At 68.2% G+C, this 25,215-nt stretch carries 31 protein-coding genes and 2 pseudogenes; 16 read left to right on the forward strand and 17 right to left on the reverse strand.

Features of this window, described 5'->3' with window-relative positions; translation table 11 throughout:
* Positions 1–234: 234 nt before the first annotated feature.
* From ACSHXN_RS43215 to ACSHXN_RS43230, 4 genes are all read left to right on the forward strand, one after another.
* Positions 235–576, forward strand: coding sequence for an SDR family NAD(P)-dependent oxidoreductase (locus tag ACSHXN_RS43215; protein ID WP_383357852.1), 342 nt, complete (start codon positions 235–237; stop codon positions 574–576).
* Positions 577–791: 215 nt separating this feature from the next.
* Positions 792–1,265 (forward strand): cupin domain-containing protein, encoded by a 474-nt coding sequence (locus ACSHXN_RS43220; protein ID WP_355136810.1) that lies wholly within the window; start codon positions 792–794, stop codon positions 1,263–1,265.
* A 444-nt stretch (positions 1,266–1,709) separates the two neighbouring features.
* A complete protein-coding gene (locus ACSHXN_RS43225; RefSeq protein ID WP_356295915.1) occupies positions 1,710–1,991 on the forward strand; it encodes a hypothetical protein in 282 nt (93 codons plus the stop codon).
* Positions 1,992–2,201: 210 nt separating this feature from the next.
* Positions 2,202–2,573 (forward strand): GIY-YIG nuclease family protein, encoded by a 372-nt coding sequence (locus ACSHXN_RS43230; protein ID WP_355136806.1) that lies wholly within the window; start codon positions 2,202–2,204, stop codon positions 2,571–2,573.
* Between the two features lie 47 nt (positions 2,574–2,620).
* Here ACSHXN_RS43230 and ACSHXN_RS43235 read toward each other — a convergent pair whose 3' ends face one another.
* Complete coding sequence (locus ACSHXN_RS43235) at positions 2,621–3,115, reverse strand: hypothetical protein (protein ID WP_438306381.1); 495 nt, start codon at positions 3,113–3,115, stop codon at positions 2,621–2,623.
* A 461-nt stretch (positions 3,116–3,576) separates the two neighbouring features.
* Here ACSHXN_RS43235 and ACSHXN_RS43240 point away from each other — a divergent pair, with 461 nt between their 5' ends.
* Positions 3,577–4,290 carry an SDR family NAD(P)-dependent oxidoreductase gene (locus tag ACSHXN_RS43240; protein ID WP_355136802.1) on the forward strand — a complete coding sequence of 238 codons (714 nt, stop codon included), beginning with the start codon at positions 3,577–3,579 and terminating at the stop codon, positions 4,288–4,290.
* A 103-nt stretch (positions 4,291–4,393) separates the two neighbouring features.
* Positions 4,394–4,681: a hypothetical protein gene (locus tag ACSHXN_RS43245; protein ID WP_438306382.1), complete on the forward strand. Its 288-nt coding sequence runs from the start codon at positions 4,394–4,396 to the stop codon at positions 4,679–4,681.
* Between the two features lie 319 nt (positions 4,682–5,000).
* Here the strand turns inward: ACSHXN_RS43245 and ACSHXN_RS43250 are convergent, their stop codons facing one another.
* Positions 5,001–5,489, reverse strand: coding sequence for a DUF5946 family protein (locus ACSHXN_RS43250; protein WP_355136798.1), 489 nt, complete (start codon positions 5,487–5,489; stop codon positions 5,001–5,003).
* Positions 5,490–5,923: 434 nt separating this feature from the next.
* Between ACSHXN_RS43250 and ACSHXN_RS43255 the strand changes: the two genes are divergently transcribed.
* The 3 genes and pseudogenes from ACSHXN_RS43255 (at position 5,924) to ACSHXN_RS43265 (ending at position 7,513) form a co-directional block, all read left to right on the forward strand.
* Positions 5,924–6,409 (forward strand): hypothetical protein, encoded by a 486-nt coding sequence (locus ACSHXN_RS43255; protein WP_355136796.1) that lies wholly within the window; start codon positions 5,924–5,926, stop codon positions 6,407–6,409.
* A gap of 110 nt (positions 6,410–6,519) precedes the next feature.
* Positions 6,520–6,936, forward strand: a pseudogene (locus ACSHXN_RS43260) (SDR family NAD(P)-dependent oxidoreductase); the annotation flags it as partial.
* Positions 6,937–7,081: 145 nt separating this feature from the next.
* Positions 7,082–7,513, forward strand: coding sequence for a hypothetical protein (locus ACSHXN_RS43265; protein WP_355136794.1), 432 nt, complete (start codon positions 7,082–7,084; stop codon positions 7,511–7,513).
* Between the two features lie 82 nt (positions 7,514–7,595).
* Here ACSHXN_RS43265 and ACSHXN_RS43270 read toward each other — a convergent pair.
* The 3 genes and pseudogenes from ACSHXN_RS43270 to ACSHXN_RS43280 form a co-directional block, all read right to left on the reverse strand.
* Positions 7,596–8,284: pseudogene (locus ACSHXN_RS43270) on the reverse strand (HAD family hydrolase).
* A 135-nt stretch (positions 8,285–8,419) separates the two neighbouring features.
* Positions 8,420–8,860, reverse strand: coding sequence for a glutaredoxin domain-containing protein (locus tag ACSHXN_RS43275; protein WP_355136792.1), 441 nt, complete (start codon positions 8,858–8,860; stop codon positions 8,420–8,422).
* Positions 8,861–8,966: 106 nt separating this feature from the next.
* Positions 8,967–9,110: a hypothetical protein gene (locus tag ACSHXN_RS43280; RefSeq protein WP_438306383.1), complete on the reverse strand. Its 144-nt coding sequence runs from the start codon at positions 9,108–9,110 to the stop codon at positions 8,967–8,969.
* A gap of 542 nt (positions 9,111–9,652) precedes the next feature.
* On the opposite strand from ACSHXN_RS43280, the gene ACSHXN_RS43285 reads away from it, so the two are divergent.
* On the forward strand, positions 9,653–9,952 hold the full coding sequence (locus ACSHXN_RS43285) for an antibiotic biosynthesis monooxygenase family protein (protein WP_355136786.1): 300 nt from the start codon (positions 9,653–9,655) through the stop codon (positions 9,950–9,952).
* A 259-nt stretch (positions 9,953–10,211) separates the two neighbouring features.
* On the opposite strand, the gene cpt is transcribed toward ACSHXN_RS43285, so the two are convergent.
* The 3 genes from cpt to ACSHXN_RS43300 all read right to left on the reverse strand — a co-directional run bounded on the left by cpt (position 10,212) and on the right by ACSHXN_RS43300 (position 12,091).
* Positions 10,212–10,739, reverse strand: coding sequence for a chloramphenicol phosphotransferase CPT (cpt, locus tag ACSHXN_RS43290; protein ID WP_383357878.1), 528 nt, complete (start codon positions 10,737–10,739; stop codon positions 10,212–10,214).
* A 164-nt stretch (positions 10,740–10,903) separates the two neighbouring features.
* On the reverse strand, positions 10,904–11,275 hold the full coding sequence (locus tag ACSHXN_RS43295; RefSeq protein ID WP_438306384.1) for a VOC family protein: 372 nt from the start codon (positions 11,273–11,275) through the stop codon (positions 10,904–10,906).
* 42 nt (positions 11,276–11,317) lie between these two features.
* The gene (locus tag ACSHXN_RS43300) at positions 11,318–12,091 is read right to left on the reverse strand and encodes an oxidoreductase (RefSeq protein WP_356295934.1); all 774 of its coding nucleotides are present in this window, start codon (positions 12,089–12,091) and stop codon (positions 11,318–11,320) included.
* Positions 12,092–12,173: 82 nt separating this feature from the next.
* Between ACSHXN_RS43300 and ACSHXN_RS43305 the strand changes: the two genes are divergently transcribed.
* The 4 genes from ACSHXN_RS43305 (at position 12,174) to ACSHXN_RS43320 (ending at position 14,921) form a co-directional block, all read left to right on the forward strand.
* The gene (locus tag ACSHXN_RS43305; RefSeq protein WP_355136778.1) at positions 12,174–12,749 is read left to right on the forward strand and encodes a TetR/AcrR family transcriptional regulator; all 576 of its coding nucleotides are present in this window, start codon (positions 12,174–12,176) and stop codon (positions 12,747–12,749) included.
* Between the two features lie 244 nt (positions 12,750–12,993).
* A complete protein-coding gene (locus tag ACSHXN_RS43310) occupies positions 12,994–13,503 on the forward strand; it encodes a winged helix-turn-helix transcriptional regulator (RefSeq protein ID WP_438306385.1) in 510 nt (169 codons plus the stop codon).
* 130 nt (positions 13,504–13,633) lie between these two features.
* Positions 13,634–13,774, forward strand: coding sequence for a hypothetical protein (locus ACSHXN_RS43315; protein ID WP_356295940.1), 141 nt, complete (start codon positions 13,634–13,636; stop codon positions 13,772–13,774).
* Between the two features lie 349 nt (positions 13,775–14,123).
* Positions 14,124–14,921, forward strand: a complete 798-nt coding sequence (locus ACSHXN_RS43320) for an HAD family acid phosphatase (protein WP_438306386.1) — start codon at positions 14,124–14,126, stop codon at positions 14,919–14,921.
* Positions 14,922–15,106: 185 nt separating this feature from the next.
* On the opposite strand, the gene ACSHXN_RS43325 is transcribed toward ACSHXN_RS43320, so the two are convergent.
* The 6 genes from ACSHXN_RS43325 to ACSHXN_RS43350 form a co-directional block, all read right to left on the reverse strand.
* The gene (locus tag ACSHXN_RS43325) at positions 15,107–15,505 is read right to left on the reverse strand and encodes an OsmC family protein (RefSeq protein ID WP_438306387.1); all 399 of its coding nucleotides are present in this window, start codon (positions 15,503–15,505) and stop codon (positions 15,107–15,109) included.
* 897 nt (positions 15,506–16,402) lie between these two features.
* The gene (locus ACSHXN_RS43330) at positions 16,403–17,398 is read right to left on the reverse strand and encodes a hypothetical protein (protein WP_438306388.1); all 996 of its coding nucleotides are present in this window, start codon (positions 17,396–17,398) and stop codon (positions 16,403–16,405) included.
* A 632-nt stretch (positions 17,399–18,030) separates the two neighbouring features.
* A complete protein-coding gene (locus ACSHXN_RS43335; protein WP_438306389.1) occupies positions 18,031–19,446 on the reverse strand; it encodes an MFS transporter in 1,416 nt (471 codons plus the stop codon).
* Between the two features lie 20 nt (positions 19,447–19,466).
* The gene (locus tag ACSHXN_RS43340; RefSeq protein WP_355136764.1) at positions 19,467–19,595 is read right to left on the reverse strand and encodes a hypothetical protein; all 129 of its coding nucleotides are present in this window, start codon (positions 19,593–19,595) and stop codon (positions 19,467–19,469) included.
* Between the two features lie 227 nt (positions 19,596–19,822).
* Positions 19,823–20,134, reverse strand: a complete 312-nt coding sequence (locus ACSHXN_RS43345; RefSeq protein WP_438306390.1) for a hypothetical protein — start codon at positions 20,132–20,134, stop codon at positions 19,823–19,825.
* Positions 20,131–20,256, reverse strand: coding sequence for a hypothetical protein (locus tag ACSHXN_RS43350; protein WP_438306391.1), 126 nt, complete (start codon positions 20,254–20,256; stop codon positions 20,131–20,133). The genes ACSHXN_RS43345 and ACSHXN_RS43350 overlap by 4 nt, the downstream gene beginning before the upstream one ends.
* 229 nt (positions 20,257–20,485) lie before the next feature.
* Between ACSHXN_RS43350 and ACSHXN_RS43355 the strand changes: the two genes are divergently transcribed.
* Positions 20,486–21,070 carry a DinB family protein gene (locus ACSHXN_RS43355; protein WP_355136760.1) on the forward strand — a complete coding sequence of 195 codons (585 nt, stop codon included), beginning with the start codon at positions 20,486–20,488 and terminating at the stop codon, positions 21,068–21,070.
* A 299-nt stretch (positions 21,071–21,369) separates the two neighbouring features.
* Here ACSHXN_RS43355 and ACSHXN_RS43360 read toward each other — a convergent pair whose 3' ends face one another.
* The 3 genes from ACSHXN_RS43360 to ACSHXN_RS43370 form a co-directional block, all read right to left on the reverse strand.
* Positions 21,370–22,212, reverse strand: coding sequence for a hypothetical protein (locus ACSHXN_RS43360; protein WP_438306392.1), 843 nt, complete (start codon positions 22,210–22,212; stop codon positions 21,370–21,372).
* A gap of 71 nt (positions 22,213–22,283) precedes the next feature.
* Positions 22,284–22,766 (reverse strand): Dps family protein, encoded by a 483-nt coding sequence (locus ACSHXN_RS43365; protein WP_438306393.1) that lies wholly within the window; start codon positions 22,764–22,766, stop codon positions 22,284–22,286.
* A gap of 322 nt (positions 22,767–23,088) precedes the next feature.
* The gene (locus tag ACSHXN_RS43370; protein ID WP_438306546.1) at positions 23,089–23,598 is read right to left on the reverse strand and encodes a DinB family protein; all 510 of its coding nucleotides are present in this window, start codon (positions 23,596–23,598) and stop codon (positions 23,089–23,091) included.
* 475 nt (positions 23,599–24,073) lie between these two features.
* Between ACSHXN_RS43370 and ACSHXN_RS43375 the strand changes: the two genes are divergently transcribed.
* Positions 24,074–25,108: a hypothetical protein gene (locus ACSHXN_RS43375; RefSeq protein ID WP_438306394.1), complete on the forward strand. Its 1,035-nt coding sequence runs from the start codon at positions 24,074–24,076 to the stop codon at positions 25,106–25,108.
* The last annotated feature ends 107 nt before the right edge of the window (positions 25,109–25,215 follow it).

Raw genomic sequence — 25,215 nt, forward strand, 5'->3', positions numbered from 1 at the left:
ACATGTACAGTTCCTGTACTCTACAGCTGTACATGTACAGCAGGAGCGGCCCGGTGGCGCCCTTCGCGAATCGTCCGCTCCGGTCCTGCGTACGCGTCCCACCGGACTGCGGCCGGACTTTGTCGCGGCACAGCGAGGTGGCGCCGCACCCGGTGCTGGTTTTCCACAGCGGGACGTTCGGACCGGATGCGCGTGCGTCCGTGCTTGACGCATCCACGACTCCTGGGAGATTTCATGACAGTCCGTCAGCACGGCGGCAGGGTTGAGCCCCGGGAGCGGATGATCGCGCTCGGAACCTCCAAGGCGGCCGTGAACCAGTTCGCCCGCTACGTCGCGCAGGAGATGGGGCCTCGCGGGACCACCGTCAACGTGGTGGCCGCCAGCCCAGTGGACGAGACCAGCATCGCCGATGTCCTCGGCGACGAGCACAGGAAACGCCAGGCTGCTCAGACCGTGCTCGGCCGGATGGCCAAGCCCGACGACGTGGCCCAGGCCGTCGCCTTCTGCGCGGGTGAGGACAGCGGTTTCATCACAGGCACGATCGCCGGGGTCAACGGCGGCGGGGCCTGGGACTGACCTTTGGAAAAGAAGCCCACGGCGTGGATCAGCGATCCACTCGACACCGGGCCGGCCATGCACGAGATGCCGAATTCATGGAGAAAGACACCCGGCGTGCGGCCCTGAAGCCGTTCTGCCCGGTGCCACTGAGCTTGACCGTTTACCACTGAGCTTTGCCCGGTGGCCGGCGCCTGCCGGACCGATCACCGGGCGACACGATCGAAGGAGTCACTATGAAGGCCATGCACACTGCGCTGGTGGTGCAACCCGGTGAGGCGGCCGGAGCGTCGCTCAAGGACGGCGCGTTCGAGCTGCTCGCCGACGGGGGTGCGGTCAGCGCCAGCAGGCTCACCCTCGCAACCGGCGCCGACGGGGCACCCCCGCACCACCACAAGCTCTCCCACGAGCTCTTCTACGTGCTGGACGGGACGATGTTGTTCCGTCTCGGCGACACTTTGACCACGGTGGGAAAGGGCGGCCTCGTCGTCGTACCGCCCGGCCTGCCGCACGTCTTCGGGGCGGCAGAGGGTGACGTGGCCGACGTGGTCGTCGTGCTAAGCCCCGGTATCGAACGGTTCGGCTACTTCGAACAGCTGGCCGCCATCAGCCGTGGCGAGGCAGAGTTCGCTTCACTTTTTCCCGAACAGCACCGCTACGACGTGCACTTCGAGGACCTCCCCGACTGGCGGTCGGCCCCCTCACGATAAACCGTTCCCCCGAAGGCGGTCGAGGAAAGCAGCCTGCAGCGTAAGCACGGCCGGTGCGCTCTTCGCCGGGCACTCTTGGCGGCGGCCGCACCGCAGAGGGCAAGCCGGCCCGGAACCACGCCGGACCGTAGGTGAGTGTCCACGTGTGTGACAACGCCGACGAACAACGGCGAACGAGAGACATGCCAACGACACCCTGCAGGCCATGACTACGCCCGCGCAGCATGACGGTCCTCTGTCTGACTTGGAATTCGACCAGTTTCGTGCTCTTCTGCGTCGGCGCTGCGCGCATGAACTCGATCAATGGGACAACCTGCAGACCGAGACGCCGTCCGGGCCTGTGTACGTGTCCTTCGCTCACGCACTGCCACCCGACACGGCGTCCGAGGAATACAGGGCGTTCCAGCTCGGGCCCGCTTCCTGAGGGAGGACGTATCGCCCCACGTGCTGGCGGAGAAAGCTCTCCAACCGTGGAAGCTCGATCGCTTCGGCCGGAAGGTCACCGGGACGGGTACGGTAGAGCTCGACCAGTCGGGTCATCAGCTCTTCGTCGAGCAACGGCACTTGATAGCGATCAATCGTCCCGATGTAGAAGAGCCAGCTGAACAGCCGGTTGGTGGGGCAGTGCCCTTGACCCGCATGCAGGTTCTCCGGCTGGTGCTCGTCACCCCAGGAACCGACATACAGGTAGGCGGCGCGGGATGTTCTGTCAGCGTCGACGAGTAGCCTGCGACGATCAGCAGTGGCACGCCTGGAAGCTTCGTGGAAGCCGCCGCTCTCGTCAGTCCCGATCGATTGTGGTCGGCGCTAGAGGTTTTGACGCGCCCGACCCCTGTCCCAGCGCCGGCAGGAGCCTACGGGTGGCACTTCAAGCACCCGCCCCACCCGGATCTGGATACCGGGCGCCTGCTCTACGTCGGCATAGCCCCGCGGTACATGGCGAACCGGACCAGCACCCAGAATCTGCGTAAGCGGGTGCGCTACCACTACCGGGGTAACGCGGCCGGCTCGACCCTGCGGCTCACCCTCGGAAGCCTGCTCGGACTTGAGCTGCGCCGCGTGGGCAGCGGCAAGCGGATGACCTCCGGCAAGGCCGGCGAAGCCACCCTGAGCCAGTGGATGGCGGACAACGCGCGAGTGTGCTGGGTCGAGCAGAGCGAACCCTGGACCTTGGAGTCACAGCTCATCTCCCAACTCGACCTCCCGCTGAACCTCGACCAGAACCGCCACAATGCCTTCCACACCCGGTTGAAGGAACTGCGAGCCCAAGCACGCCAGCGAGCCCGCGAGTTGCCCATCAGTTCGTAGACCGTCGGACGGGCCAACGGGCCGTTCTCTGGGCCGTCCGAGGCCGCTCAACAGTGGCCGAGGACGACCGATGACGACCACCAGGCCCTCAGGAACACCGCTCCTGAGCAGGGAAAACGCAGGTCACCAAGATCCCCGGCAAGACCCAGAAGAACTGAACGTTCAGGCCGACGCACGGAAGCAACACCTACGTCTCCGTCCAGCTCTGACGAGGTACCGGCTGTCAGACCCGCACGCCATACCCGCTCGTACTCGAAGGTCTCTCCCGGTTCCAGGCGCCGCCACACCGCCGCGGCGTACTCACCGGTGTCCGGCAGGACCAGGACGGCGTCACCCGGGCCGTTGACGCCGCCGTCGGTGGCAAGTTCCCGGTCCTGAGCGAGTCCCCGGTCTTCGGTCTGGAGGCGGCACTCCAACTTCATCGAGCGGACCTTCGGCGAGACCCGCCGCCGCGTGAAGGTCATCGGCCGGTTCCCCGGCGGGACCTCCTGCGTCAGCCTCGTGTGGGCCGTCTTGGACCGCGCCTCACGCGGCTTCACCATGACGTCGCAGGTCCTCCGCACCCTGCAGGACCTCCGCCGAGCACTACTGGAGCCCCCAACCACCCTCTACAAGATACCCGTTGAGATCGCCGCGGCACTCGAGCACGCCGCGTAACATGACCCCCACGGAACTACCGCGTCGAGCCGCTATTCCACCGCTCCGCGGACGCGACCCTCACTCCCTAGTGCTCTTACTGACTTCGGCTCGTCAAGGTGAGGCTGGGTCGTCGAGGGCCAGGCCGGTGCCCGCTATGAAGCCGTCGAGGGTTTCGGGCCGGCGCATGATCATCCAACAAGTGTAAACAGTCTTTTGCGTAAGCACGCCGCAGCTCGACCTCCGGGTCACATTAGGGATGAAGATATGACATACCTCACAGCGTTGCGGAGGAAGGAAAACAGGATCACGAGACGCTAGTAGACCGGCAAGGGAACTCGTCTCGCACTGAAAGAAGAACTTCACCATGAAGACACCGCTGCAGAAGGTCGCCATCATCACTGGAGCCTCGCAGGGCATCGGCGCCGCCCTGGTAGACGCCTACCGCAAGCTCGGCTACGCCGTCGTCGCCAACTCGCGCTCCATCACCCCGACCGACGACCCGGACATCCTGACCGTCCAGGGCAACATAGCCGACCCCGCCACCGCCGACCGCGTCGCCGCTGCCGCAATCGACCGCTACGGCCGCGTCGACACCCTTGTCAACAACGCGGGCATCTTCATCGCCAAGCCCTTCACCGAATACACCCTGGATGACTACGCCGCCTACACGGGCACCAACCTCGACGGCTTTTTCCGCATCACCCAACTTGCCGTCGAGCAGATGCTCGCCCAGAGCAGCGGCCACATCGTCAACATCACCGCCAGCATTGTCGACAACCCCGACGCCCGCGTGCCCTCCGTGCTGGCCGCTCTGACCAAGGGTGGGCTGCAGTCCGCCACGAAGTCCCTGGCGATCGAGTACGCCACCCGGGGCATCCGCACTAACGCCGTGTCTCCCGGCACGACCAATACCCCCATGCATCCGCGCGAGGCCCACGACACCCTCGCCGCTCTCCAGCCGGTCGGCCGGTTGGGCGAGCTGAGTGATGTCGTAGACGCGGTGATGTACCTGGAGAACGCCTCGTTCGTCACCGGGGAGATCCTCCACGTTGACGGCGGCATGAGCGCAGGCCACTGAAATGGGAACACAAGCAAGGGGTAGCAAGAACGACGCGGAAGCGATCCTGCATGATGTTCTCGACCGGTGGAGGGATGCCGTCAACGGGCACTAACCGGACGAAGTGGCCGAACTTTTCACGAAGGATGCGATCTTCCAGAGGTCACACCCCTACACCGTAGGCCGGCAAGGCGTCGCCGACTACTACGCCTCCCAGCCCGAAGGCCTGTCCGCCTCCTACAGCATCATGGAGAGCAGGCGACTGTCACCCGACCTCGTGCTCGGGTACGCGGCCGTGGACGTCTCCTTCACCGACCAGACCGTGGTTGGCGTCAACCTCGCCGTCCTGATGAAGCGTTCGGACGACGGATGGCTCATCGCCCACTACGAAATCTCCCTCCTCGCGTCCTAAGGTCCAAGGTCGCGAAATTACAGCTTTGGATGTGGTCGCACAGTGGGCTGGGGATCTGAATGTCGGCCAGGCGGCGGTCCTGCATGGCCGGGCACCACTACGGCAGCCACCCGGAACAGCCATACGGGTAGGGGAAGCACGACTCGAGCCGCGTGCCGCGTGCCGCCAGTGAATTCGAACAGCCTGGCCAGGCGATGGCTCTCCCGTCTCAGTTTCCGTCTCATTCAGCAGCGTTCATCGACGAACAGACGGGACCAGATGTCCAGCCCGACTGAAGTCCCGGACGGGCATGAACGCAAGTGAACCTCCCTGTCGAGCATCAGGTCTGGACGGATCTCCAGGACTCCACAGTCGCTTCGGCAATGATTTCGATGCGGCGTCCGTATGCCAGATGCCCATCAGACACGAAGCTGCCGTCCCTGAACGGCAACCTGCAGAACGCAGTGCGGAAGTGCCCGGGAGTTCCGCCCGGCGGGAGCGGCGCGTACGCCGCGAGTGGCGCCATGTCGTAGCTCGACCGTGCCCCGTGCTTGTTCCGTGCTACCTGATGAGCTGCCACACGAACCAGCGCGTCAAGACCCTTGTCCACGTAGAGCTGCAGCTGACGGAACTGACCATCAAGATACTTCTCATGGGCTCTGGAAGGATGCTGCAGGAGATATGCGCAGACCACAGGCGCGTGCCACCTGTACATCTGAGGATCGACCTGCTCTTCAGCCAGGATTCCGTGATAGTAGGCCACGCACACGCCTAGCGGGCCAGCCATCGCACTGCAGTCGCACTGACCCATGCTGGGGTTGTCGGTCATAGCCTGCAACATAGATGGCCGGTAACAGCCTTGTCGACGGCATTTGGCGCAGACGACCGCACGGACGGATGCATGAGCTCCCGGCGGCCAGTGCGGCCGAGAGCGGAGAGCGCTGGGCCTGTCGAATACGTGTCGAAGCTCGCAAGAACAAAGATCACCAATGTCAGGGCACGCAGGTCAGAGACCGCATAGCCGCACAGCAAGCCAGTCCCTTCTAAGCGCTTGGTCACTCGGAACCTGCTGTAATCGTGCCACATCTTGCGGTCAACCACGGTCAACGTTGGTTCGCCGCAGTCGAGATGCGCTGGCCTGGCCTGTTACTGAAGCCCCTGTGACCTGGATGCAAGGGCTGCACCGTCCCGCTGCCGTTCAAGGCGGGGGTCGCGGAAGGTCCGGGCAGTCGGGATCACCATGCCTCCCTACACTTCCAGGTCATGCCGACTCAGTATCAGCCCGCGAGCCCCACCGACGACCTGTTGTCGATCATCGACAGGCTGAGCTCGCTCTCCTTCCCCGAGTCGGAGGTCAAGCCCTCAACAAGGGGCGAGTGGGGCGGGCCCGGGTATCACCTGGCTGTGCTCCGCGAAAGCCAGGACTTCTGGGACGACCGGAGCGAGGACATCGTCGAGGCAGCCGAACGGGAAATGGAGGCCGATTTCGCCTCGCTGGCTGGCGCTTTGACCGGGTGCTGGGGAGCCTCAGAGACCGTCGACCTGGGCCGGTACCTCGGCCTTGACGAATGCGACCCCGGGTTTCGGGCTCCGGAGCCGCTCGGTTTCCTCAGCGCAGTCGCCGTCCGTATGCAGGTGTGGCGGCCGCCGTCCTCCGGGCGCTGGGTTGGCCTGGCCATCGGCCAGGCTGATCCTGAATGGCCATTCCAACTGCTTGCGGCCTTCGGCGACTCGTCCTCGTTCCAGTGAGGCGGTGGCCCCCGTTCGATCCCTTGCAGCACGCGCCGGTGGCCCCCGCCGATACGGGATCAGGGTTGGACACCGATAGCGCCCTCGAGCGCAGCGCGAGTGCTGCGGCGGACACGGTCCGCAACCAGAGCGCCAACCTGTGCGTGCAGGCGGTCTTGCCGTACATGCGGGCCCGGCGCCGTGGGCACGTCCTGGCCGTCAGCTCGATGGGTGGGCTCGCCTCCTTCCCGGGCGTCTCCGCCTACTGCGCCAGCAAGTACGCGGTGGAGGGGCTGCTGGAGGCCGTCGGCAAGGAGGTCGCGGGCTTCGGGATCCACGTGACCGCGATCGAACCCGGCTCCTTCCGCACCGATTGGGCCGGCCGCTCCATGGTCCGCGCGCCCCGGTCCCTTCCCGACTACGACGCGTTCTTCGAACCGATCCGCGCCGCCCGGCAGTCGGCGAACGGCCGGCAGCTCGGCGACCCCGCCAAGGCCGCCGCGGCGGTCCTGAGCGTCCTCGACCTGCCCGACCCGCCCGCCCAGGTCCGCGACCCCTGGAGCCGACCGCGACCCGGAACTACCCGCACTGCCAGAAGCCGATCACAATCGTCGCGCTGCTGGCGACGCCAGAGGCCGCCCGGCCGACCATGCCCCACCACCGCACCGACATCATCCCGGTGCGGAGAACTCCGTGACCGAGCCGTTCATGCTCCACCAGGTCGACGAACTGGTCACCCGCAGCCACAGCGACGGCATCACCGACCTCACCGCCGCGGCACTGATCGAGCAGCACGGCAGGTTCCTAGAGCCGAACATGACGCGAGCCTGGAGCCTTCCGACCGGCCCGGTCCTGCCCGGGGAGACCGTCGGCGACGGCCTGCACCGCATCCTCGCGAAGGGCTTTGGCTACTCGGACGCCGAGATCACCGGCTTCCTCGGCACCATCGACACCGACGACTCGGCCACCCGCACCTTCGTCTTCGCGATCAGCACCGGCCAACCCGACGGCATCTGCCGCGACGGCCAGATCCCGCACCGCTGGATCGACAACATCACCATCAGCGACCTCGTCCCCGGGATCAACCCGGTCCTCCGCACCTACTACGCGACCGACCACGACTGACCCTCACCGATCGCCAGGGCCCGACGACCTTCGGTCGCCGGGCCCTCAACATCGCGCAGAAAGTCGCGTCGGTCTGGCCACGTCAAAGGAGTTGGAGTACCTCGACCAGTGCGCCGGGACGCCGGTCGACGGGCAAGGGATCGACCAGGTGGACCTGGCACCCCAGATCGGCAGCGCCGACGTCCGCAACAGGCTCGTCTCCCACCATGAGTGCTTCGCTGGGCGCCACTCCGAGTTTGTCGCACGCCATCTGGAAGATCCGGGGATCGGGCTTCTTCACCCCGCACTCGAAGGAGAGGAAGTAGGCGTCTACGAGGTCATCGACACCGTGGTCGTGGAAGACAGGGCGCATGTCCCAGCCGATGTTGCTGACGACAGCGACCGGGATGCCTCGCCCACGCAGGGCGCGGAGGGTTTCCTTGGTATCGGGATAAGGCAGCCATGCCCGGGCACTTGGGAACGTTCATACAGGGCCTCGGCCAGGTCAGCCGCAGGCAGCTTCGCTTCCCGGCTGAGGGCTGTGAAGGCAGCCCGATGTCGTTCGGCGGTCAGATCGCGCTCCCGCCACAGTGCCTCCAGATGGGGCGGCACTGTGCGCGGAGGAACCCCTCCGGGCTGAGCCCCGAACTCTTCCAGCCGGCTGACGCACGCCTCGAGTTCACCCTCGGGCACGTCCAGACCGGCCTTCGTTGCCACCGCGCGCAGCCACTGCGCGGCCGATTCAATCCGGAAGAGGGTCCCGGAGAAGTCGAACATCACACCCTTGATCATGCAGCCGATCCTGGCGGCGGTGACGAGCCGGCCGCAAGCCCAAGACGATCAAGATCTGCAACCCGAGCGATCCGCCACGTCCTCAGATCCTTGATGTCCGAATCAGCTGAGGAACAAGATCTACGCTGGGCGATTTCAAGAATCGCCATCAGAGAGCCGCTCGCGCACCCATGACGGTTCGGGATTGGTGTACGGACGGCCGTCCACGATGACGGTGGGCACGGTCTCATTGCCGTCGTTGGCTTTTCTCACCGCTGCTGCTCCAGCCGGGTCACGCCAGATGTTGACCCAGTACAACCGGCGGGCGTCGCGACCCAACCGGATACGCAGGCGCAGACAGTACGTGCAGCCCGGCCGCCAGAAGACGACCGGCCGGCCGTCGATCGTGCTGCGCTGTTGCGCCTCCAGCGCACCGATCGATTTCGGGAAGATCAGCGGCGAGTTCACACCCGCGAGCAGCACGAACACCAACAGCAGTACTGCGCCTGGTACGCGGTCCCCTCCGGAGATCAGCCCCGTCGCAGCGACCGAGCCGCAGAGCACCAGCAGTATCGGCAGGATCCACGCGCGCATCATGGTGCCGCAGGCTACCGATGAGCCGCCGTGGGCCGCGAACCAGGCCGCTCGCCGGGGCGTTGACCGGACGAGCGGGTGGTCATCGTTTGGTCATGTGCTCAGTCGCTTACTGCCAGATGCATTCGTCGATCACGGTCTGGGGGTCGGTTGTGCGGCGTGTGAAGACGTAGCGCAGCCCTCCCCGGCCGTGATCGAAGTAGATGACATGGGCTCCGCCGGGGCGGGTGGACTGGACGGATTCGGCACTCATCCCGGTGGGTAGGTCTGCGGCTTTGTCGATGCCTCGGAAGTAGGGGTCGTTCGCGGTGACGAGTTCGGCGCGGGCGGCATCGACCAGGGTGCTGGCCGGTGGTGGGAGGGCGTTTCTGTTGTCCTCGGCTTCTTTCGTCCAGTCGGCCCCCCAAGGGGGCCCATGAATTCGGCTGTCACTGGCCGGGCTGGGCCTTACTCGCCTCGCGGCGCAGCCGTCCCGCCTTTTCCACCAGGCTCTTGGCGTGTGCGTTGTCCGTGGCGCGGGCGGCCTCGTCTTCCAGGCAGTGGACCCGGGCCTCCCCGACGGTCCCACGCGAAACGTCCCTACCGGCCGGCTGCGCGCCCGGTCGGTGCGGCCCGCCGCGGCAGCGGGTCGGCGGAAGCGGCCGCTGTGGGGATACGGGTGAGGAAACCTGCTTTCGAAGTGCTCGCCCGACACCGGCCCGGGGTCGGGTACGTCAGCCGGGCATCACCGGTGCGTCACCGTGCGGTTCACCGGCCGTTGGCGCGGCAGGCCACCGGCTCTGCGAAGATCCTTCCATGGTTACCGAAATCGTCATTATCGACGTCCAGGCCGGTCAGGGGGCCGCGTTTGCCGCGGCCTTCCGGGAGACCGGTTACGAGCTCCTCGCGACGACGCCAGGATGCATCAGTGTGAAGTTGCATCAAAGCACCGAGAACCCCTCGCGGTTCGTCAATGTGAACGAGTGGGAATCCGAGCAGGCCCACCTCGAGAACTTCCGCGACAGCGACCGCTTCGTGAAGTTCGGGCAAGCGCTGGGGCCCTTCCTGGCCGGTACCCCGCTCGTCGAGCACTTCACCGACGTGACGGCCGGCTGAGTCCGGCCCGCTCCCGCCATGCCCGGGCGGCTTCGTTCGCGCGAGGGCCGGTCCGGCGTGGCTGCGCCGAGCACCGCACGGGCCCTTGGCCGGTTCCGGCGCCGGCGCCGCGCTCCGGGCCCGTCGTGGACGCCGCCGCCATGAATGACGGCGGCCGCCCCACTGCCCGCCGCCGTGGGGTAGTCGCCGGCCGTGGCTCTGCCACCCGCCGGTGTGTTCGGGTGCACGGCGGGGGAGGGGCGGGCAGCGGCGGTGCCGGTTATCCGACGTGTGCGGCGATGGTCCGGGCGCACTCCATCGATTCGGTGTGCGTGGTGTCCACTTCCAGGTCGTAGACCACGCCGTGGTGGACGAGGTCCGCCTGGGAGACGGCCATTCCGGTGACCCGGTCGCCGCGTGCGATCTCGCGGCCCGCCGCCACCGTGCCGTCGCACCGGACGCCGACCCACAGCACCTGCAGGTCGCCCAGCGCCTTCTGCCAGCGCTGCTGCGAGTCCGCCTGGCCGAGGAAGACCTCGTCGACGATGATCCGGGCACCGGCGCGGGCCATTGCGGCGATGCCCTCGATCCAGGCAGCCTCCAGCGCCCGGAACCGGGGCCCGACGCTCACCTCGCCGTCCGCCGCGAACTCGATCCCCGCATCCGAGGCGCGCAGCGACGCGGGCATCGCCTCCACCAGGGTGTCGGTCCCCAGCGCCAGCCAGGGATCGGGCAGCAGCGCCTGCAGACATCGCACGATCCCGGACTTGCCCGAGCTGGAACCGCCGTTGAGCACGATCACGTCCATGGTCACCGCGCCACCTTAGAGGGCACCGCACCTCCGCCCGAAACGGATTTCCGGGGTGGCGGGCGGGTCCTCGTACCGTGTCAGGGGGTCGGGTCCGCGGGGCCGCAGGACACCACCTGTGCGCCACACGGGCGGCCGCGGTGGTCCCGGCGGCGGCTTGCGGGTCAGGTGGAGCGGATGCAGAAGGGGTGTCCGGCCGGACTGGCATACACCCGGGAGCCTGTGTGGCGGGCGGAAGCGCCGGCGTCGTCCGCGGGCCGCAGTCGTCGCCCGCCGGCGTCGAGTACGCGCTCGTTCGCGGCCGCCGCGTCGTCCGTGGTGAGGTCGACGTGCATCTGCTGCGGGGCGCCGTCGGGCCACTGTGGCGGCACGTGGCCGGCGGCGTGCTGGATCACGATGACGGGGAAGTGGTCGATGTGCAGGAAGTGGTGCGTGGCCGTTTTCGTGATCGAGCCGCCGAGCAGCCGGTGCCAGAACGAGCTCTCGCTGTCCAGGTCGGCGGCGTCCACGACGAGTGCGCTGAGGCGGGTGTGCATGGTGCGTGCCTTTCGCTAGGAGGGTCTTTGCGCGGGTGCCGCTCACACCACGGGGATGATGCCGCCGTCGACCCGGAACTCGGCCCCGGTCAGCCACTTGGCGCGGTCGGAGGCGAGGAACGCGATCATCTCTGCGACGTCCTCGGGCTCGCCGGGGCGCCCCATCGGCACCTTCAGGTGGTCCACGATCTGCCGCTTCACTTCGTCGAGGGCGACTTGCCGGCGGTCGGCCATGTGCTGGAGATGGGTGAGTGCCCCCTGTGTGGCGACGAAGCCGGGCAGCACGCACACCACGCGGACGCCGTGCCCCGCCACCTCCGTCGCCAGCTCGCGGCTGTAGGCGTTGAGTGCCGCCTTCGCCGCGGCGTACGAGGCTTCGGCGGGCTGCGGGAGCCGGCTGGCGATCGAGGAGACGTGCACCACGACGCCGGAGCCGCGCTCGATCATCCCGGGCACCAGTACCCGGTCGACGCGGACGGCGCCGAGCAGGTTCATCTCCAGGTCCGCGTGCCAGGACGCATCGGAGCGCTGCAGGGTCGGTATCGGAGCACTGGAGGCTCCCGCGTTGTTGACCAGGACGTCGATGCCTCCGACGCTGTCCAGCACCCGCCGGCCGAGGTCCGCTGCCCCTTTCTCCGACCGCAGGTCCACGGGGATGAACGTGGCCGGCAGGTCGTCCGGGGGCGCGGTGCGTGAGGCCGTCAGTACGGTCGCACCGGCTGCGGCGAAGCGGCGGGCCGTCGCCTCTCCCAGTCCACGGCTGCCCCCGGTCACCAGCACCCGCAGCCCGCTGAGTCCCTCGTCCACGCCTGTCACGCGTGTGCCCCTTTCGATAAGGTGAACCCGACTCCGGAAACTGTACACATAACCGGAACCCGACTCACCTTATGGAGGACTGTTGCCCTCGTCACGCCCCCTGCGCGCCGATGCCCGCCGAAACCGCGAAGCGCTGCTGGCCGCGGCGCGCGAGGCGTTCCTGGCCGGCGACGCCGACGCGCACGTGGAGGAGATCGCCCGGCGGGCCAACGTGGCGGTCGGTACGCTCTACCGCCACTTCGCCACCCGTGAGGCACTGGTCGCGGAGGTGTACCGGCAGGAGGTCACCGAGCTCTGCGCCGCCCCCGCCCGGCTGCTCGCACAGCATGCCCCGGACGAGGCGCTGCGCCGCTTCCTGCTGCTGCTCGTGGAACACTCGGCGGTCGGCAAGGGCATGGCGGAAGCACTGGAGAGCATCATGGCGACGGACTCCGCGGTCTTCGACGACGCCCGCGCCGAGATGGCCCGCGCCCTCGACGAACTCCTCGCCGCAGGCGTGGAAGCCGGTGTCGTCCGCGACGGCGTCAGCGGACGGGTCCTGCTCCGCGCGCTCGGCGGCATCTGCCACATGCGCACCCAGGGGTGGCAGGACGACGCGGCGCGCATCACCGCGATCTTCTACGACGGGCTGCGCTACGGCGCAGCGAGCCGCGACTGAACCGCTCCGGCGCCGCCGGGGACCTACTGCGGCCTGTTTCGGTGCGGCACGTCGTATCGGCCTTCTGGGGCTGGGGTGTTCGGCCGGCGTCACGGCCGGGGCCGGTGTCCTGCCGCGCCGGGGTGGGTGGATGTGGGGGCGTGACCGGACCGTCTGAGTTGCAAGAGAAAACTCAAGGGGTAGACTCAGAGCGGCACCCGTGCGGGATGTGGACACGGGTGGCGGACTCGGGTGGAGGTGGGCGGTGTCGACCGGACGGCAGTGGTCGGGTCCCGGGGACGAGGAGCCGGCCTGCTCCATCGAGCGCAGCTTGCAGATCCTCGGTGAACGCTGGTCGTTTCTGGTGCTGCGGGAGATCTTCGCCGGCCGCCACAAGTTCGCCGAGATCCGTGCGTCCCTGGGTATCGCCTCCAACCTGCTCAGTGCCCGGCTCAAGCTGCTGGTCGAGACCGGCGTGCTGGACACGCAGACCTACCAGGAGCCGGGCAGCAGGCCGCGGCAGAGCTACCACCTGACCGAGGCCGGGCGCGAGTTGTGGGTGGTGCTGGCCGCGCTCCAGCAGTGGGGCGACCGGCACCGCCCGCGTCCCTCTGGCCCCTCCGCGCTGCGCCGGGTGCGCTCCACCAGCCGCCCCGTCCATGTGGGATTCCTCGACGACGACGGCCGCGAAGTGCCCGCCGCCGACGTGGTCATGCTCACCGGCGCACCGGCCGCGCCTGGGCCGGCCGCCGACGGCAGCTTGGCCACCGGGTAGAGCCCCGCCTTCCTTGCGCCCGGCGGGGGCGGGCAGCGCGGGGCCGGCGGTCGGCGAACTGCTGCTGGAGATGTGCCTCGGCCGCCCGGGAGAGGGTCCGGGGATCCGCTTGCGTGTCCAGGCAGGCGTGATGGATGTGGAGACAGAGGTGCTGATCGTCGATCGGCCGCGGGCGGAGGCTGTGCCCGGCGGCGACCGGAGAGAGCTGCTGGTCGACGCGGCGTCCGTAGAGGCGTATGTCGAGGACCTGTTCGTGCACGGCTGGTCGTGACCCGCGCAACCGGCCCGCTCGCCGGGCAGGTCGACGCAGACGAACTGAGCATCCACGGCCGGGACTTCGCCCGTGCCGTCGGCCTGCCCAACGGCCCCGACCGTACAGGCGCCGGGCCCGCGCCCCGCTCGGGTGCGGTGCGACCTGCTCCCCGTCTCGATCGGAACATAGGGGAGTTGACGTTCAAAGCCCCCTGTCGCTAGCTCTGCCGGGTGAACAGAACCCAAAGGGGCCCTGGACCGTCAGCGAACAATTCGTCTCGATCGAATAACAAGCGATGCGACACCCGATGTGATGCGCGTAGACAAGGCGGTGGCCTGATTTCTTGCGTATCACATCCGGAGATCCCATGCTGAAGTCCCACAAAGCGGTAGCGGCTGGTGCTGCCTGCGTCCTCGCCGGTGCCGCGCTGTACGGCGCCGGCGCGGCCGGCGCCGGCCAGTCGACGGCGAACTCGACCAGGGAGCCCTACAACATCGGGCTCCTGGTGAAGGACATCGACACGTACTACGGCACCACCACCGACGCTGCCGGCGTCTACCAGGCATCCCCCGACAGCCCGTACGCCAAGGACCTCGCGAAGATCGACGCCGCCGCCAAGAGCTACATCGACAAGGCGGCCCGCGAGGACCACCGTCGCGGGAAGAAGCCGGCTGTCGTCTTCGACATCGACGACACGCTCCTTCTCAGCCTCGACTACGAGAAGCGCTACAACTACACCTACAACGCGACCACGTGGAACGACTACGTGGACCGCGCCGACCGCCCGGCCGTGTTCGGTAGCCCCGAGCTGGTCCGTTACGCCGCCTCCAAGGGCGTCGAGGTGTTCTACAACTCCGGTCTCAGCGAAAGCCAGCGCGCGGGCGCGGTGGAGAACCTGAAGAAGGTCGGCGCCGACGTCAACCTCGACACCGCCCACATGTTCCTCAAGGACAAGGCCAACCCACCCGCCTACCTGAGCGACTGTGCCACGCCGGCCACCTGGACCTGCACGACCGTGCAGTACAAGTCCGGCACCCGCGGCCACATCGAGCACGACCTCGGGTACGACATCATCGCCAACTTCGGCGACCAGTACTCGGACCTGGACGGCGGCAACGCCGACCGCACGTACAAGCTGCCCAACCCGACGTACTTCGTCTCCTGACGTCCCCGTGCCGGGCGGGTGAACCTCCCGGCACGCCCGTTCGTCTCTCGGCCCCGGTGATGTCCCCGCCGCCGACGTGGTCATGCTCACCGGCACGCCGGGCGCGCCCCGACCGGCCGCCGACGACAGCCCGGACACCCGATAGCTCCTGCTTCTCCTGGAGGGTGTCCGGGCTGTCGTGCCTCTCAGTCGGGGCAGCGGGTGACCGCGGCGCCCTGGCGCAGGGCGCGCGGGATCTCGGCGACCTCGTCGACGGTTGCGATCAGTGCCGTGACGAGCGCCTGCGGGGCGTCGCTGTCGACCTCCACCGTGTAGGAGATTCCGGTCGACTTCCAGCGGGAGGTGTCGAAGCCGCCCTCGGCCCGCACCCGGACACCGCGCAGTTCCACCCCGCCGGCCTCGGCCTCCCGGTAGAGGTCGTTGAGCACGCACGCCGCCACCGCCAGGTTCAGCACGTGGCCACCGGTGAACGCCGACCGCACCCCGACCCCGCGCGGCGTCCACCGATGCGGCAGCCGGACGTCGTCGCCGTCCTCCTGCAGATACGATCCCGCGCTCGCCACCACCGCGAACCGCTCCTCCATGACTGCCCCCTCATGGCCGTTCGTGCAGTTGCCGTCCCACCCGGACCCGCCCCCGCATCATGGCGCAAACCCGCAAGCCCAGGTGGCGACTTCGCATCGCCGGTGTCCGCCCGGGCGCGCCGTGATCGGTGGTGAATAACAGGCGACGTCAGGCGCCGTGATCGCTAAGACAGGCCATTCTCATGCCGGTGACGGCGGAGCTGGTGAGCAGCGTCACTGACCTGCGACGGGCGTTGAGGCAGCACGACCGCCCGCGCCGAGGGCCGAGGGTGTAGCCGTTGTTGACCGTGGCCGACCCTTGCATCTGGCACGCCGGTGGCACGGTCGAGTGGTCCGCCGGGGGCATCCTGCTGACGAAGTCCGCCCAGCCTCACGTAGTCTCGCGCCTCGTGGAGTTTCTCGCACGGCTCTGGTGGGCCTACGGCCGTATGTCTTGTTCGGAGTCTTCAGGTGCCGGGGTTGTGACGCGCCGCTATCGGCGAGCCTTCGATGCGTGGAGTGGCAGCCGTTGCAGTGCATTCGGGGTAGGGAGCACTACACGTACGGGCCCTCCACACCAGCTCCGGGATCTCCGTGACCTCTCCCCGAGCCCCCCTCGGTACGTCACAGGAACGGCATTCAAGACCCACTGACGTACAGCAGCCATTCCCGACTTGACCTGAACCTTGCCCGATCCGGGGTCGCCGTGCAGCGATCCCCTGGCCCACCCATGGCCCACGAGACCCCGAAAAGGCCCCTTCCTGGGGTCGCACATGGCTACGTCCATGAGAACGGGTTCTGGCTCGGGTTTCGTGCAGCGGCGACTGAGCGTTGTGAGCCGGGAGGCGGCTGCCCCGGTGGTCGGGGCTGGGGTTGAGACGAGTGCCGTCCGTAGGGGGCCAGTTCCGGGCGGCGCGGTCAGTGGCGCCGACGGCGGCGTCGGAGAGGCTGCGGCCGGGCCGCAGCCTCGCGAGGGGTGAGGCCCTCCAGGAGCCGTCGGTAGGCGTCCGGGTCCCGCTCGAAGTCCGTCCCGGCTGCAAGGGCGGCCCGGTCGGTGTCCTGCCCCCGGAGCAGGTCGACCGATGCCTGCGCGAACCGCTCCCGCAGGCCGCGCCGTTCGGCGTCGGCCAGCAGCCGGCGCAGCTCGGTGACCGCCGCCTCGGCGTCGGCGCGGGCGGCCGGTCCGGCCTGGAGCCTGTTGCGCAACCCGGCGGCGGGGGCCGCCACCTCAAGCAGCGGGCGCAGCCGCTTCGCGAGGTCCCGGGCGTCCGCCGCTGCCCTGTGCGCCTGCGGCCCGGCTTCCCGCAGAACCCAAAGAAGGCGAACCAGTTCGGGGTCGGGTGCCCCGTCGAGCGACCCGTGACGGCCGGCGTCCCGCACCGCGTCCACCGCCCGCGCGTAGTCCTCGGCTGCCCACCCGGCAGCCTCGGCCAGCCGGGTCGCGCGGCGCACGAGCCGCGCCTCCACGCCGAGGATCCGGGGAAGAGCGCGGAGGTTGCCGCCGACCAGCCCGATCAGGATGAGCGCCACCCCCAGCAGCAGGAGGGTGTCCGAGGTGGTGAAGCCGTCCTCCGGGAAGGCTTCGAAATCGTCCAGGTCCCCCCGGTCCGGCCCTTCCGTGAACATGAACCCGGTCGCCCAGCCGTAGCCCCGGCTGTCCGGGTAGTTCGGCGCCTTGAGGCTGTCGTCCCGGCCGGCGTCGCAGTGGTACGGCCCCTCCCGCGTCTTCTTCTCGTAAGGGTCGTTCCACCGGACCTTGCAGGTGCCGTCAGCCTTCTCATCGACCACCGCCAAGTCGATCTGACGCGTCGCGGGCAGCTCCGGATCCGACTGGATCGCGTACAGCCACGCCGAACACGCGAAGAGCATGAAACCGGCCGTCAGAACCCAGCGGAAGAAAGGTGTGTGCCTCATGTCGTCATCCCCCCGCCGTCAGCCTCGCACAGCGCAGGCAGGTGAGCGAGAGGCCGGCTCCGGCAACGTGTCGCCACCGTCCCTGCCCGGATCCGGCAGGGCGCCGCGTCCGGTCCGCCTCGCTGGCGCTCCGCCCGCAACACGGCGATGGATGAGAGGTGCGGAAGGATGCCCGCCTCGAACCACGCAACTCTTCGACACCGTGCCCGGTGAACCGCTGACGAAGGCTACGAGCTTCGAACTCGCAAGGTCTCACCGCCCTTCACACGGTTTCCGACTGTCCGCGCGGCCGTACGGGGGGCGTTCGCGAGGGTTCAACGGGGCAGGTCAGACGGGGTGTGCGTGCGGAGGTGAACGGTGACGGTCACCGGTGCATTGGACAGCGACCTCGGGTCATACGGCTGGTCGGGTGGGTCTTCATCGTGTTGTCGTTGTACCCGCTCGTCGCCGAGACGATCCGACTGTTCGTGTAGGTCTGTACACGGTCCTGAAAATCGTCGTGGCGCGAGTCACCGCGGGTTCATATCCCACACCCACTGCCATTTCAGAGAACGTGCAGGCCAGAGGCCGTGTCCCGCAACTGGGACACGGCCTTTCCAGGGAGTGTGCCGATGCTCGGTCAAACACCCCGTTCATGCACGGGTGGGTGCCCGCTCCTCCTCTGCCGCGAGGATCAGCGTTGCGGCCCGTGCGGCGCTCGCCTTCCCGGCCCGGCCGGTGGTCCACAGGGCGACGGCGAGCACGACGACTCCGCAGCCCACGACGATCCACCAGCCGGGGCGGGTTGCGGTGGCGAACCCGGTGGTCATGGGGCCGTGCAGGTTGTCGGCGAGCACGGAGCCCATGACGGCCACGCCGAGGGAACTACCGATCTGCTGGGTGGTGGACGTGATGGCGGAGGCGACGCCCGCCTGAGAGCGGGGCATGCCGGACATAGCGCTGTTGATGATAGGGGGGCCGACCCAGCCCATCGCGATGCCGAAGACCAGCCCGGACATGATGACGTACCAGATGGGCGAGGAGTCGGTCATCTGGGTCAGCATCAGCCCGCCCGCGATCAGCCCGGTGCCCGCGATGACCAGGGGGATCCGGGAGCCGCCGCGGGCGGCGATCGTCCGGCCGGCCAGCGGCGCGGACGCCGCGAGCATCAGCGCCATCGGCAGCAGACACAGCCCCGTGGTCAACGGTGAGTACGCGCGGACATCCTGCAGGTACAGGACCATGAGGAACAGGAAGCCGCCCATGGCCAGCAGTGCGGAGATCGCCGTGACGGCCGCACCGGAGAACGGCAGACTGCGGAAGAACCGGAGATCGATGAGGGGCTCGGCGCGGCGGGGCTCGTAGGCGAGGAGAATCACCAACGCGACGAAGGCTACCGCGAAGCAGGCCAGGATTCGGGCCGAGCCCCAGTCATAGGTCGGGCCCTCGATGATTCCGTAGGAAAGGGTGCCGAGCAGGAGGATGATCAGGGTCTGGCCGGCGGGGTCCAGTGTCCGGGTCCGGGCCGCCTTGCTCTCGGGGACGTACAGGGCGGTGAGGATGATGGCGGCGATGCCGACCGGGACGTTGACCCAGAACACGCCCCGCCAGCCGACCGAGTCGATGAGCGCGCCGCCGATCACCGGGCCGAGCGCCATCGACATGCCGAAGACGCTGACCGTGACGCCGATCGCCTGGGCCCGTTCCTTGGGATCGGTGAAAACGTTCGTGATGATGGACATCGTGACCGGGTTCAGCATCGATCCGCCGACGGCCTGCAGGCCGCGGAATGCGATGAGCCAGCCGAGGCTCGGCGCCAGGCTGCAGGCCAGCGAGCCGATGGTGAACACCGGCAGGCCGATCTGGAACACCCGGCGGCGGCCGATCTTGTCGGCCACGGATCCGGACAACATGAGCAGGCTGGCCAGGACCAGCAGGTAGGCATCGATCGTCCACTGCAGCCCAGAGACGGGCGCGCGCAGCTCGCGTCCGATGGAGGGCAGTGCCACGTTGGCGATCGTGGAGTCGATGCCCACGAGGAACAGGCTCAAGCAGCAGGTGGCCAGCACGAGATAACGACGCTGGCGTGTCAGCTCCGGCAGCGCGATCCCTCCTCCAGGACGGTGGGGGTGACGACGCTCGGCTCGAACATGCCCGCCGCCGCCCCGGCGTACCCGGCTGCGACGCCTTCCGAGAAGTTCCCGTCCTCGTCAACCATGCCGGGCACCGTACCGTTGCGCGCCGCGGAGGCGCCTGTCGTTTTCTCGCCGCCCGTGCGGACGCCCGCTGAGCTGGGATGGCGTTGACCTTGCGGCGGAGTGGCTGTCTCACTCCGATTCCCCGTGGTTCGCCGCCCGGCACCGATTGATCGGGCACGCATGGGGCATGAGGACTCAACGTGGGTGAGCAGGGCGCTTGGTCGGTGGAGCTCGGCAACGCTCATGATCAGTCGTCCTCGATGTACTCGGGAGCCGGTGACCACGACGGCGGCAGTTCATCGCCCGGCTGGCCGAAGACGCGGCGAGGGTAGCGATCGTGCCACCACCTGCCGTTTCGCCGGCCTTCGGCCTCCTTGCCCTGGGTCGGGGCTGTCGCAGCGGTGAACCGATCATCCATCTCGTCGAGAAAGGGCTGGCGTAGTGCGCGTACCCGATCGGTCAGGAGTGGCCATGCTTCACACAGCCAGTCACGGCAGGCCAATTCGTGGTGGTACTCCCAGACCCACTGCGTGTCGAAACCCTCCTCAATGTCTGTCACCACCTGGCCAGCGCCTCGTTGAGCGTCAAACCGCTGCGGTATCGACCGGTCAAGGTGTGCATCGCCGTGAGCACGGACGCGTAGTCCTCTTCCGTCAGTGGGGCGTCTGCCTGTTCATCCACGCAGCGCACCGTAGCCTGTGGGCCGGTGGAGTCTTAATGACCGGGTCAAGCCTTTGGAGCGCTGGTTCCTTCTTCCCAACCCCACTCGTGGCGGCAGTCGAGGCAAGTTTCGCGAGCTTCTTGTAGCAGGTCAGGGCGGTGGCCATGGCCAGGCCTCCGCCCTGCCAGTCGTTGCGGACCACGTACGGGATCTTGAGACCACGAGCAGCCCGTGGCAGGCTCATGCCGCATGATCGATGAATTCGCGAAGGACAACCTGCACGGGAGACTGCGGCGGGACCGCAAGGCGCTGCTCTGGAAACTCGACGGCTTGTCCGAATACGACGCCCGCCGACCTTTGACAGCGACCGGGACCAACCTCCTCGGCCTGGTCAAACACGTAGCCACCGTCGAGGCCAGGTACTTCGGCGAGGTCTTCGACCGCCCTTCCCCTGAACCGCTGCCCCGGTGGCAGGACTCCAACGGCGGCGATCTGTGGGCGACCGAGGACGAGACCCGCGATCAGATCATCGGGTTCTACCGGCGCACGTGGGAACACTCGGACGCGACGATCAACGAGCTTCCCCTCGAAGCCCCCGGGCACGTGCCGTGGTGGCCGGAGCCTTATGCCGACACGAACCTGTTCGCCATCGTGGTCCATGTCCTTGGCGAGTCCATCCGGCATGCCGGGCACGCCGATATCCTGCGCGAGGGACTCGACGGCCGGACTGGGTTGCGCGCCGAACACGAGAAGCAGATCAACGAGGAAGCCCGTGCAGCCTACTGTGCGAAGATCGAGCAGGCCGCCAGGTCGGCCGCACCGATCAAGGCTTAGAACCCTTAGCTTGTGTCGCAGGCGGGGTATGTGAGGGACCATCTGACCTGCTTCTTTCGTCGAGCGCAGCTCAGCCGCTTTGCCATGCTCAGTGGGCCGGCAGAACCCGTTTTGCGCAGCAACTCGATGCCGGCAGCCGAACGTCTTGCGCTTGAGCGTCCTCAACGACACCGGAGTTCCACGGCTGCGAGACGTCGGCGATGACGGCGTGGAGGTCGCGTTCCAGGTGCCGGGTGAATCGCTTTGCCCGCCGTGACGGGTGCGTGCGGCGGTGCCCGCCCCGCTGCGTGCCGGTCTCGTCAGCCGAGTGTGCGCACCACCCCGTCCAGGTGGGCCCGGTACGTCCGTAGGGCCGTGAGGCCGGCGGTGTAGCGGTCGCGGTGGCGGGCGATGTCCGCGGCCTGTTTCTGCGCCCGTACGGTGTGCCAGATCTCTGCCGTGTGGTGGCGTTGCTTGCAGGTGACGTCCGCGACGGCGGTGGCCCGCTCCGCTTGTGTGTGCCGGGTGTTGCCGTCGCTGCCCCGCTGCCAGGCCGGGTCCGTATAGGCGGCGACGGGGTCGGGGTAGCGGGTGAATCCTTGTGCGGCCACACAGCGGGACCACACATCCCAGGTCGCGCGCAGACGCGGGTCGTCCTTGACCGCCTTGTCGACCTCGACCGCCCGCCGGCCTGCGTAGAGCCAGTCCCGTGTGATGTCGATGCCGCGCATCAGGTCCCGGGAGGTGTCGGCGTTGCAGGCGGGCCAGTCCGCGTACTCGGCGCTGGTCATGCGGCGGCCCTTCGGCAGGGGGGACGGGTGCCGCGCCGGGTCCCAGCCGTAGCCCCAGCGGCCGGCGGTGTCCGGGTCGAGGACGCCGTAGTCGGTGGCGACGGCGGTGGCGACGATGGGGTCGCGGGGGAAGCGGGGGTCGAGCGGGAAGTCGCGGTGGCCACGGCCTGCCATGCACTGCCGGACCAGCAGCGCGGACGCCTGCTGGGAGCGCCGGTAGTCCTGCGCCGTCAAGGTGTAGCGGTCGGCCGGCAGGGGGCCGAGGTCGGAGGCCGCGCGCACGAGCTGCGGCTGCTCCGGTCCCGAGGCGCAGATCGCCGCCAGCACCGCCACGCCCGCCACGGCGCCTGTCCGCCATCCCCGCCACTTCATGGCACAGGATGCTAGCGGGCGGCATGTCCACGACCAGCCGCGGCCCCCACCCGCGGTACCGGGTGGTGGCCTTATCCGAGTCGGGCTCCCTTGGCCGCTGCTTCCTCCTCGAAGCGTGCCGTGTCGGTGCCGAGTGTGCCGGAGGCGTTTTCCAGGTGTGCTCGCACGAACCACTGGAACTGCTCGAGGTCGCGCAGCTGCTCGATCAGGAGGTCCTCAGTGGCGGGGTCGACCTGGCCCGCCTCCTTGGTCGAGGTGCGCACATCCTCGATCAGGCCGGTGTAGACCAGGTCGAGGGCTGCGAGATGGGCGAGGGCGTCGGCGCGGCCGATGGCGTAGTCGTCCCAGCTGCGTTCGCTCACCAGTGCGCCCGGGGTGCCTTGCGCCACGCCGCCCAGTGCGGCGAGGCGTTCGGCGACGTCGTCGGCCATGTCACGGGCCCGGTCGACCTGGGGGTCGATCATTTGGTGGACGGCGATGAAGTGGGGGCCGACGACGTTCCAGTGGACGTGCTTGAGCGTCAGGTGGAGATCGCTGAGGGCATGAAGCCGCATCCGCAGCAGGCCGATCAGCCGGCCGGCCGCCTCACGCTCGATACCGGGGACGGTGTACTTGGGGGGTCAGGTCACGGATCTCCTTGGCCATGGTTCACCTCGTGTCACTCAGCTACGGCATGCGATCGTGCATGAGCTCTGGTGCCCCGCCGCGGCGCTGTCAGACATGTCCGGTCCGCCAGTAGTACTGCCGGTCGGGACCGGCACGTGCACGGGGGAGCAGCCGGTGAGCCTGCCGCACAACCCTGCGTGCTCTCCCGCTAGGGGTCGTCAGGCGTGTTGGCCCAGCTCCTGAGGCAAGGGCCCGTGACGCGGAGCCGCGCTAGTAGTAGCCCTTCGCGCCGTCGAGCAGTTCCCGGACGATGTCCGCGTGCCCTGCGTGCCGACCCGTCTCCTCGACGAGGTGGATCAGCATCCAGCGGAGGTTGGCGCTGCCGGAGCGGAAGCCGGGGTGGCGGCCGACGTCGTCCAAGGATGCCGCGGCGACGATCTCGTTGCTGCGGGCGCACTGGGCCTTGTACTCCGCGAGGAGTTCGGTGAGGGGGCGGCCATCAGTGTGCCAGTCGGCGTCGTCGGTCGATTCGTCGAACGACGGGTTCTGCATCTCGTCGCCGCCGAGGAACAGCACCTCCAGCCACATGTGCTCGGTCCAGCGCATATGGGCGATGAGACCGGCCATCGGCATGAGCGGTGAGGTCGGGATGACCGGGCGGTACGCGTCCTCATTGCTCAGTCCCTCGCATTTCCAGCGCAGGATCTGCCGTTGCAGGCCCAGCCAGCCGATCAGCGCGGTGCGTTCGTCCGCTTGGAGCGGGGGCGTTCCAGTTCCGATGTCATGCCGGCGCACGTTACCGGGGCGGCCGGGAGGGGACACCTGGATTTGGGTCGAACCATCCAGGCCAACATACATCTGACCAATTGCGTAAGAGCCCGTTGGGTGCATGGTGTCCCTCCCGCGCCGATGTGGGCGCGGGTGCCGGCATGGTGCTGAGGCCGACGCGCAGACTTTCAGGGGACAGGACAGGGGGACCGGCAGGTCTGCCTCTGTTGCTGCCCGTGCGTACCTTCCGTGGACGGCTGCAGCCCGTCAGGCTGGCCATTTGCGGACATGCGAGGGGCCGGTCGGCCGTGGTGGCGGCCTGTACGACGGGAGTGGTGGGGAAGCGGTGCGTGCACGAGAAGAAGAGCCGGGCCCGGCACGGGCCGGTGCCGCCGTCCGCAGTGCCCTGCGGGCAGGAACCGGCAGGCCCCTGTCCGGTCCCGCTGCCGCGCTCGGCGAACTCCAGGCGACGGTGGGCAACTCGGTCGTGGCCGAGCTGGTGGCCCGAGCGCATGCTCCGGCGCCCCAAGTTGTGCCGCCGGTGGCCGTCCAGCGCGCCGGGAACGGTGTGAAGGAATACTGGGTGTCGACCAAGGAAGCCGGGCAGGGCTTCCTGCGAAAGGAAGGGGACCTGTTCAGCTACGACCCTCTGGCCGGCGAACGTCTGGCGGGCCTGTCCCAGAAAGAGATCGGCAAAAAGATCGGCCGCTTTGAGGACTTGGGTGCTGATCCTTTCGTCTCTCGTCCGCCGGACGAGTTGACCAACGCCACCGGCATCCCGGGCATGGTGATGGAGTTCGACGACTCGCCCTTCTCTTTCGCCCACCGGTCCTACAACGGCACCTCGGTGGGAGCGAACGGGCGTGTGCAGCCGAACGACCATCTCACCGTCGAGAACTCCCTGGCGGCGATGCTGGCCCACGCCCGCCACGCTCCAAGTTACATGCACCCGTTCCTCACCGAGCGCATGAAGAAGATGAAGCCGGACTTCAACGATCAGTTGGGTTGGCACGAGTACGGAGAGGTCGACAATCTCCACTTTCGGCCCGGAGCCGAGGACCAGCGACGGGCCAATGGAACCGCGGTCGAGGCGTCCGGTGTGGACACGGCCGTCTCACTGGGGCAATTCCTCGACTTCGTCGACGACACGGCGGAAAGGCTGGGGCTCCACGCCACGATCCGCCGTGGGCTCAGAGCGTCAGCCGAACAGGTCCAGGGCCGGATGGGGATAGCTGTCGACCGCATGTACTTCGGTGTCTCCGGCAGGCGCGACCTCGCGAAGTTCGTCGTTCTGGCACGGCAGCTGACGGGCCAGTCTGTGCCCCACGAGTTGCAGGGGTTGTCCAGACCGAGGGCGAAGCTGCCCTACGGCGGCGTGATGTGCACGGAGGGCAGTCCGGGTTTCACCGATGCGGTCAAGGAGCTCATCGGCGGCGAGCGGCCGGGAAGGTTCTGGCCGCAGATCGTGGCATGGGCGACGAACCTCCAGCCGGCGGAGTCCGCCGCCACCGCCACTCGCTGAGCCGTCCGGGCTTGTGTGCCTTTGGTCGTGGGACGGCGCAGGAGCCCGGCGCATCCCCCGGCCGCGGACCGTGGTGAGGAGCGAGGCCGTAGGGGGCCGCGTCGATT

The organism is Streptomyces sp. HUAS TT11 (assembly GCF_051553595.1).
Lineage (GTDB): Bacteria > Actinomycetota > Actinomycetes > Streptomycetales > Streptomycetaceae > Streptomyces.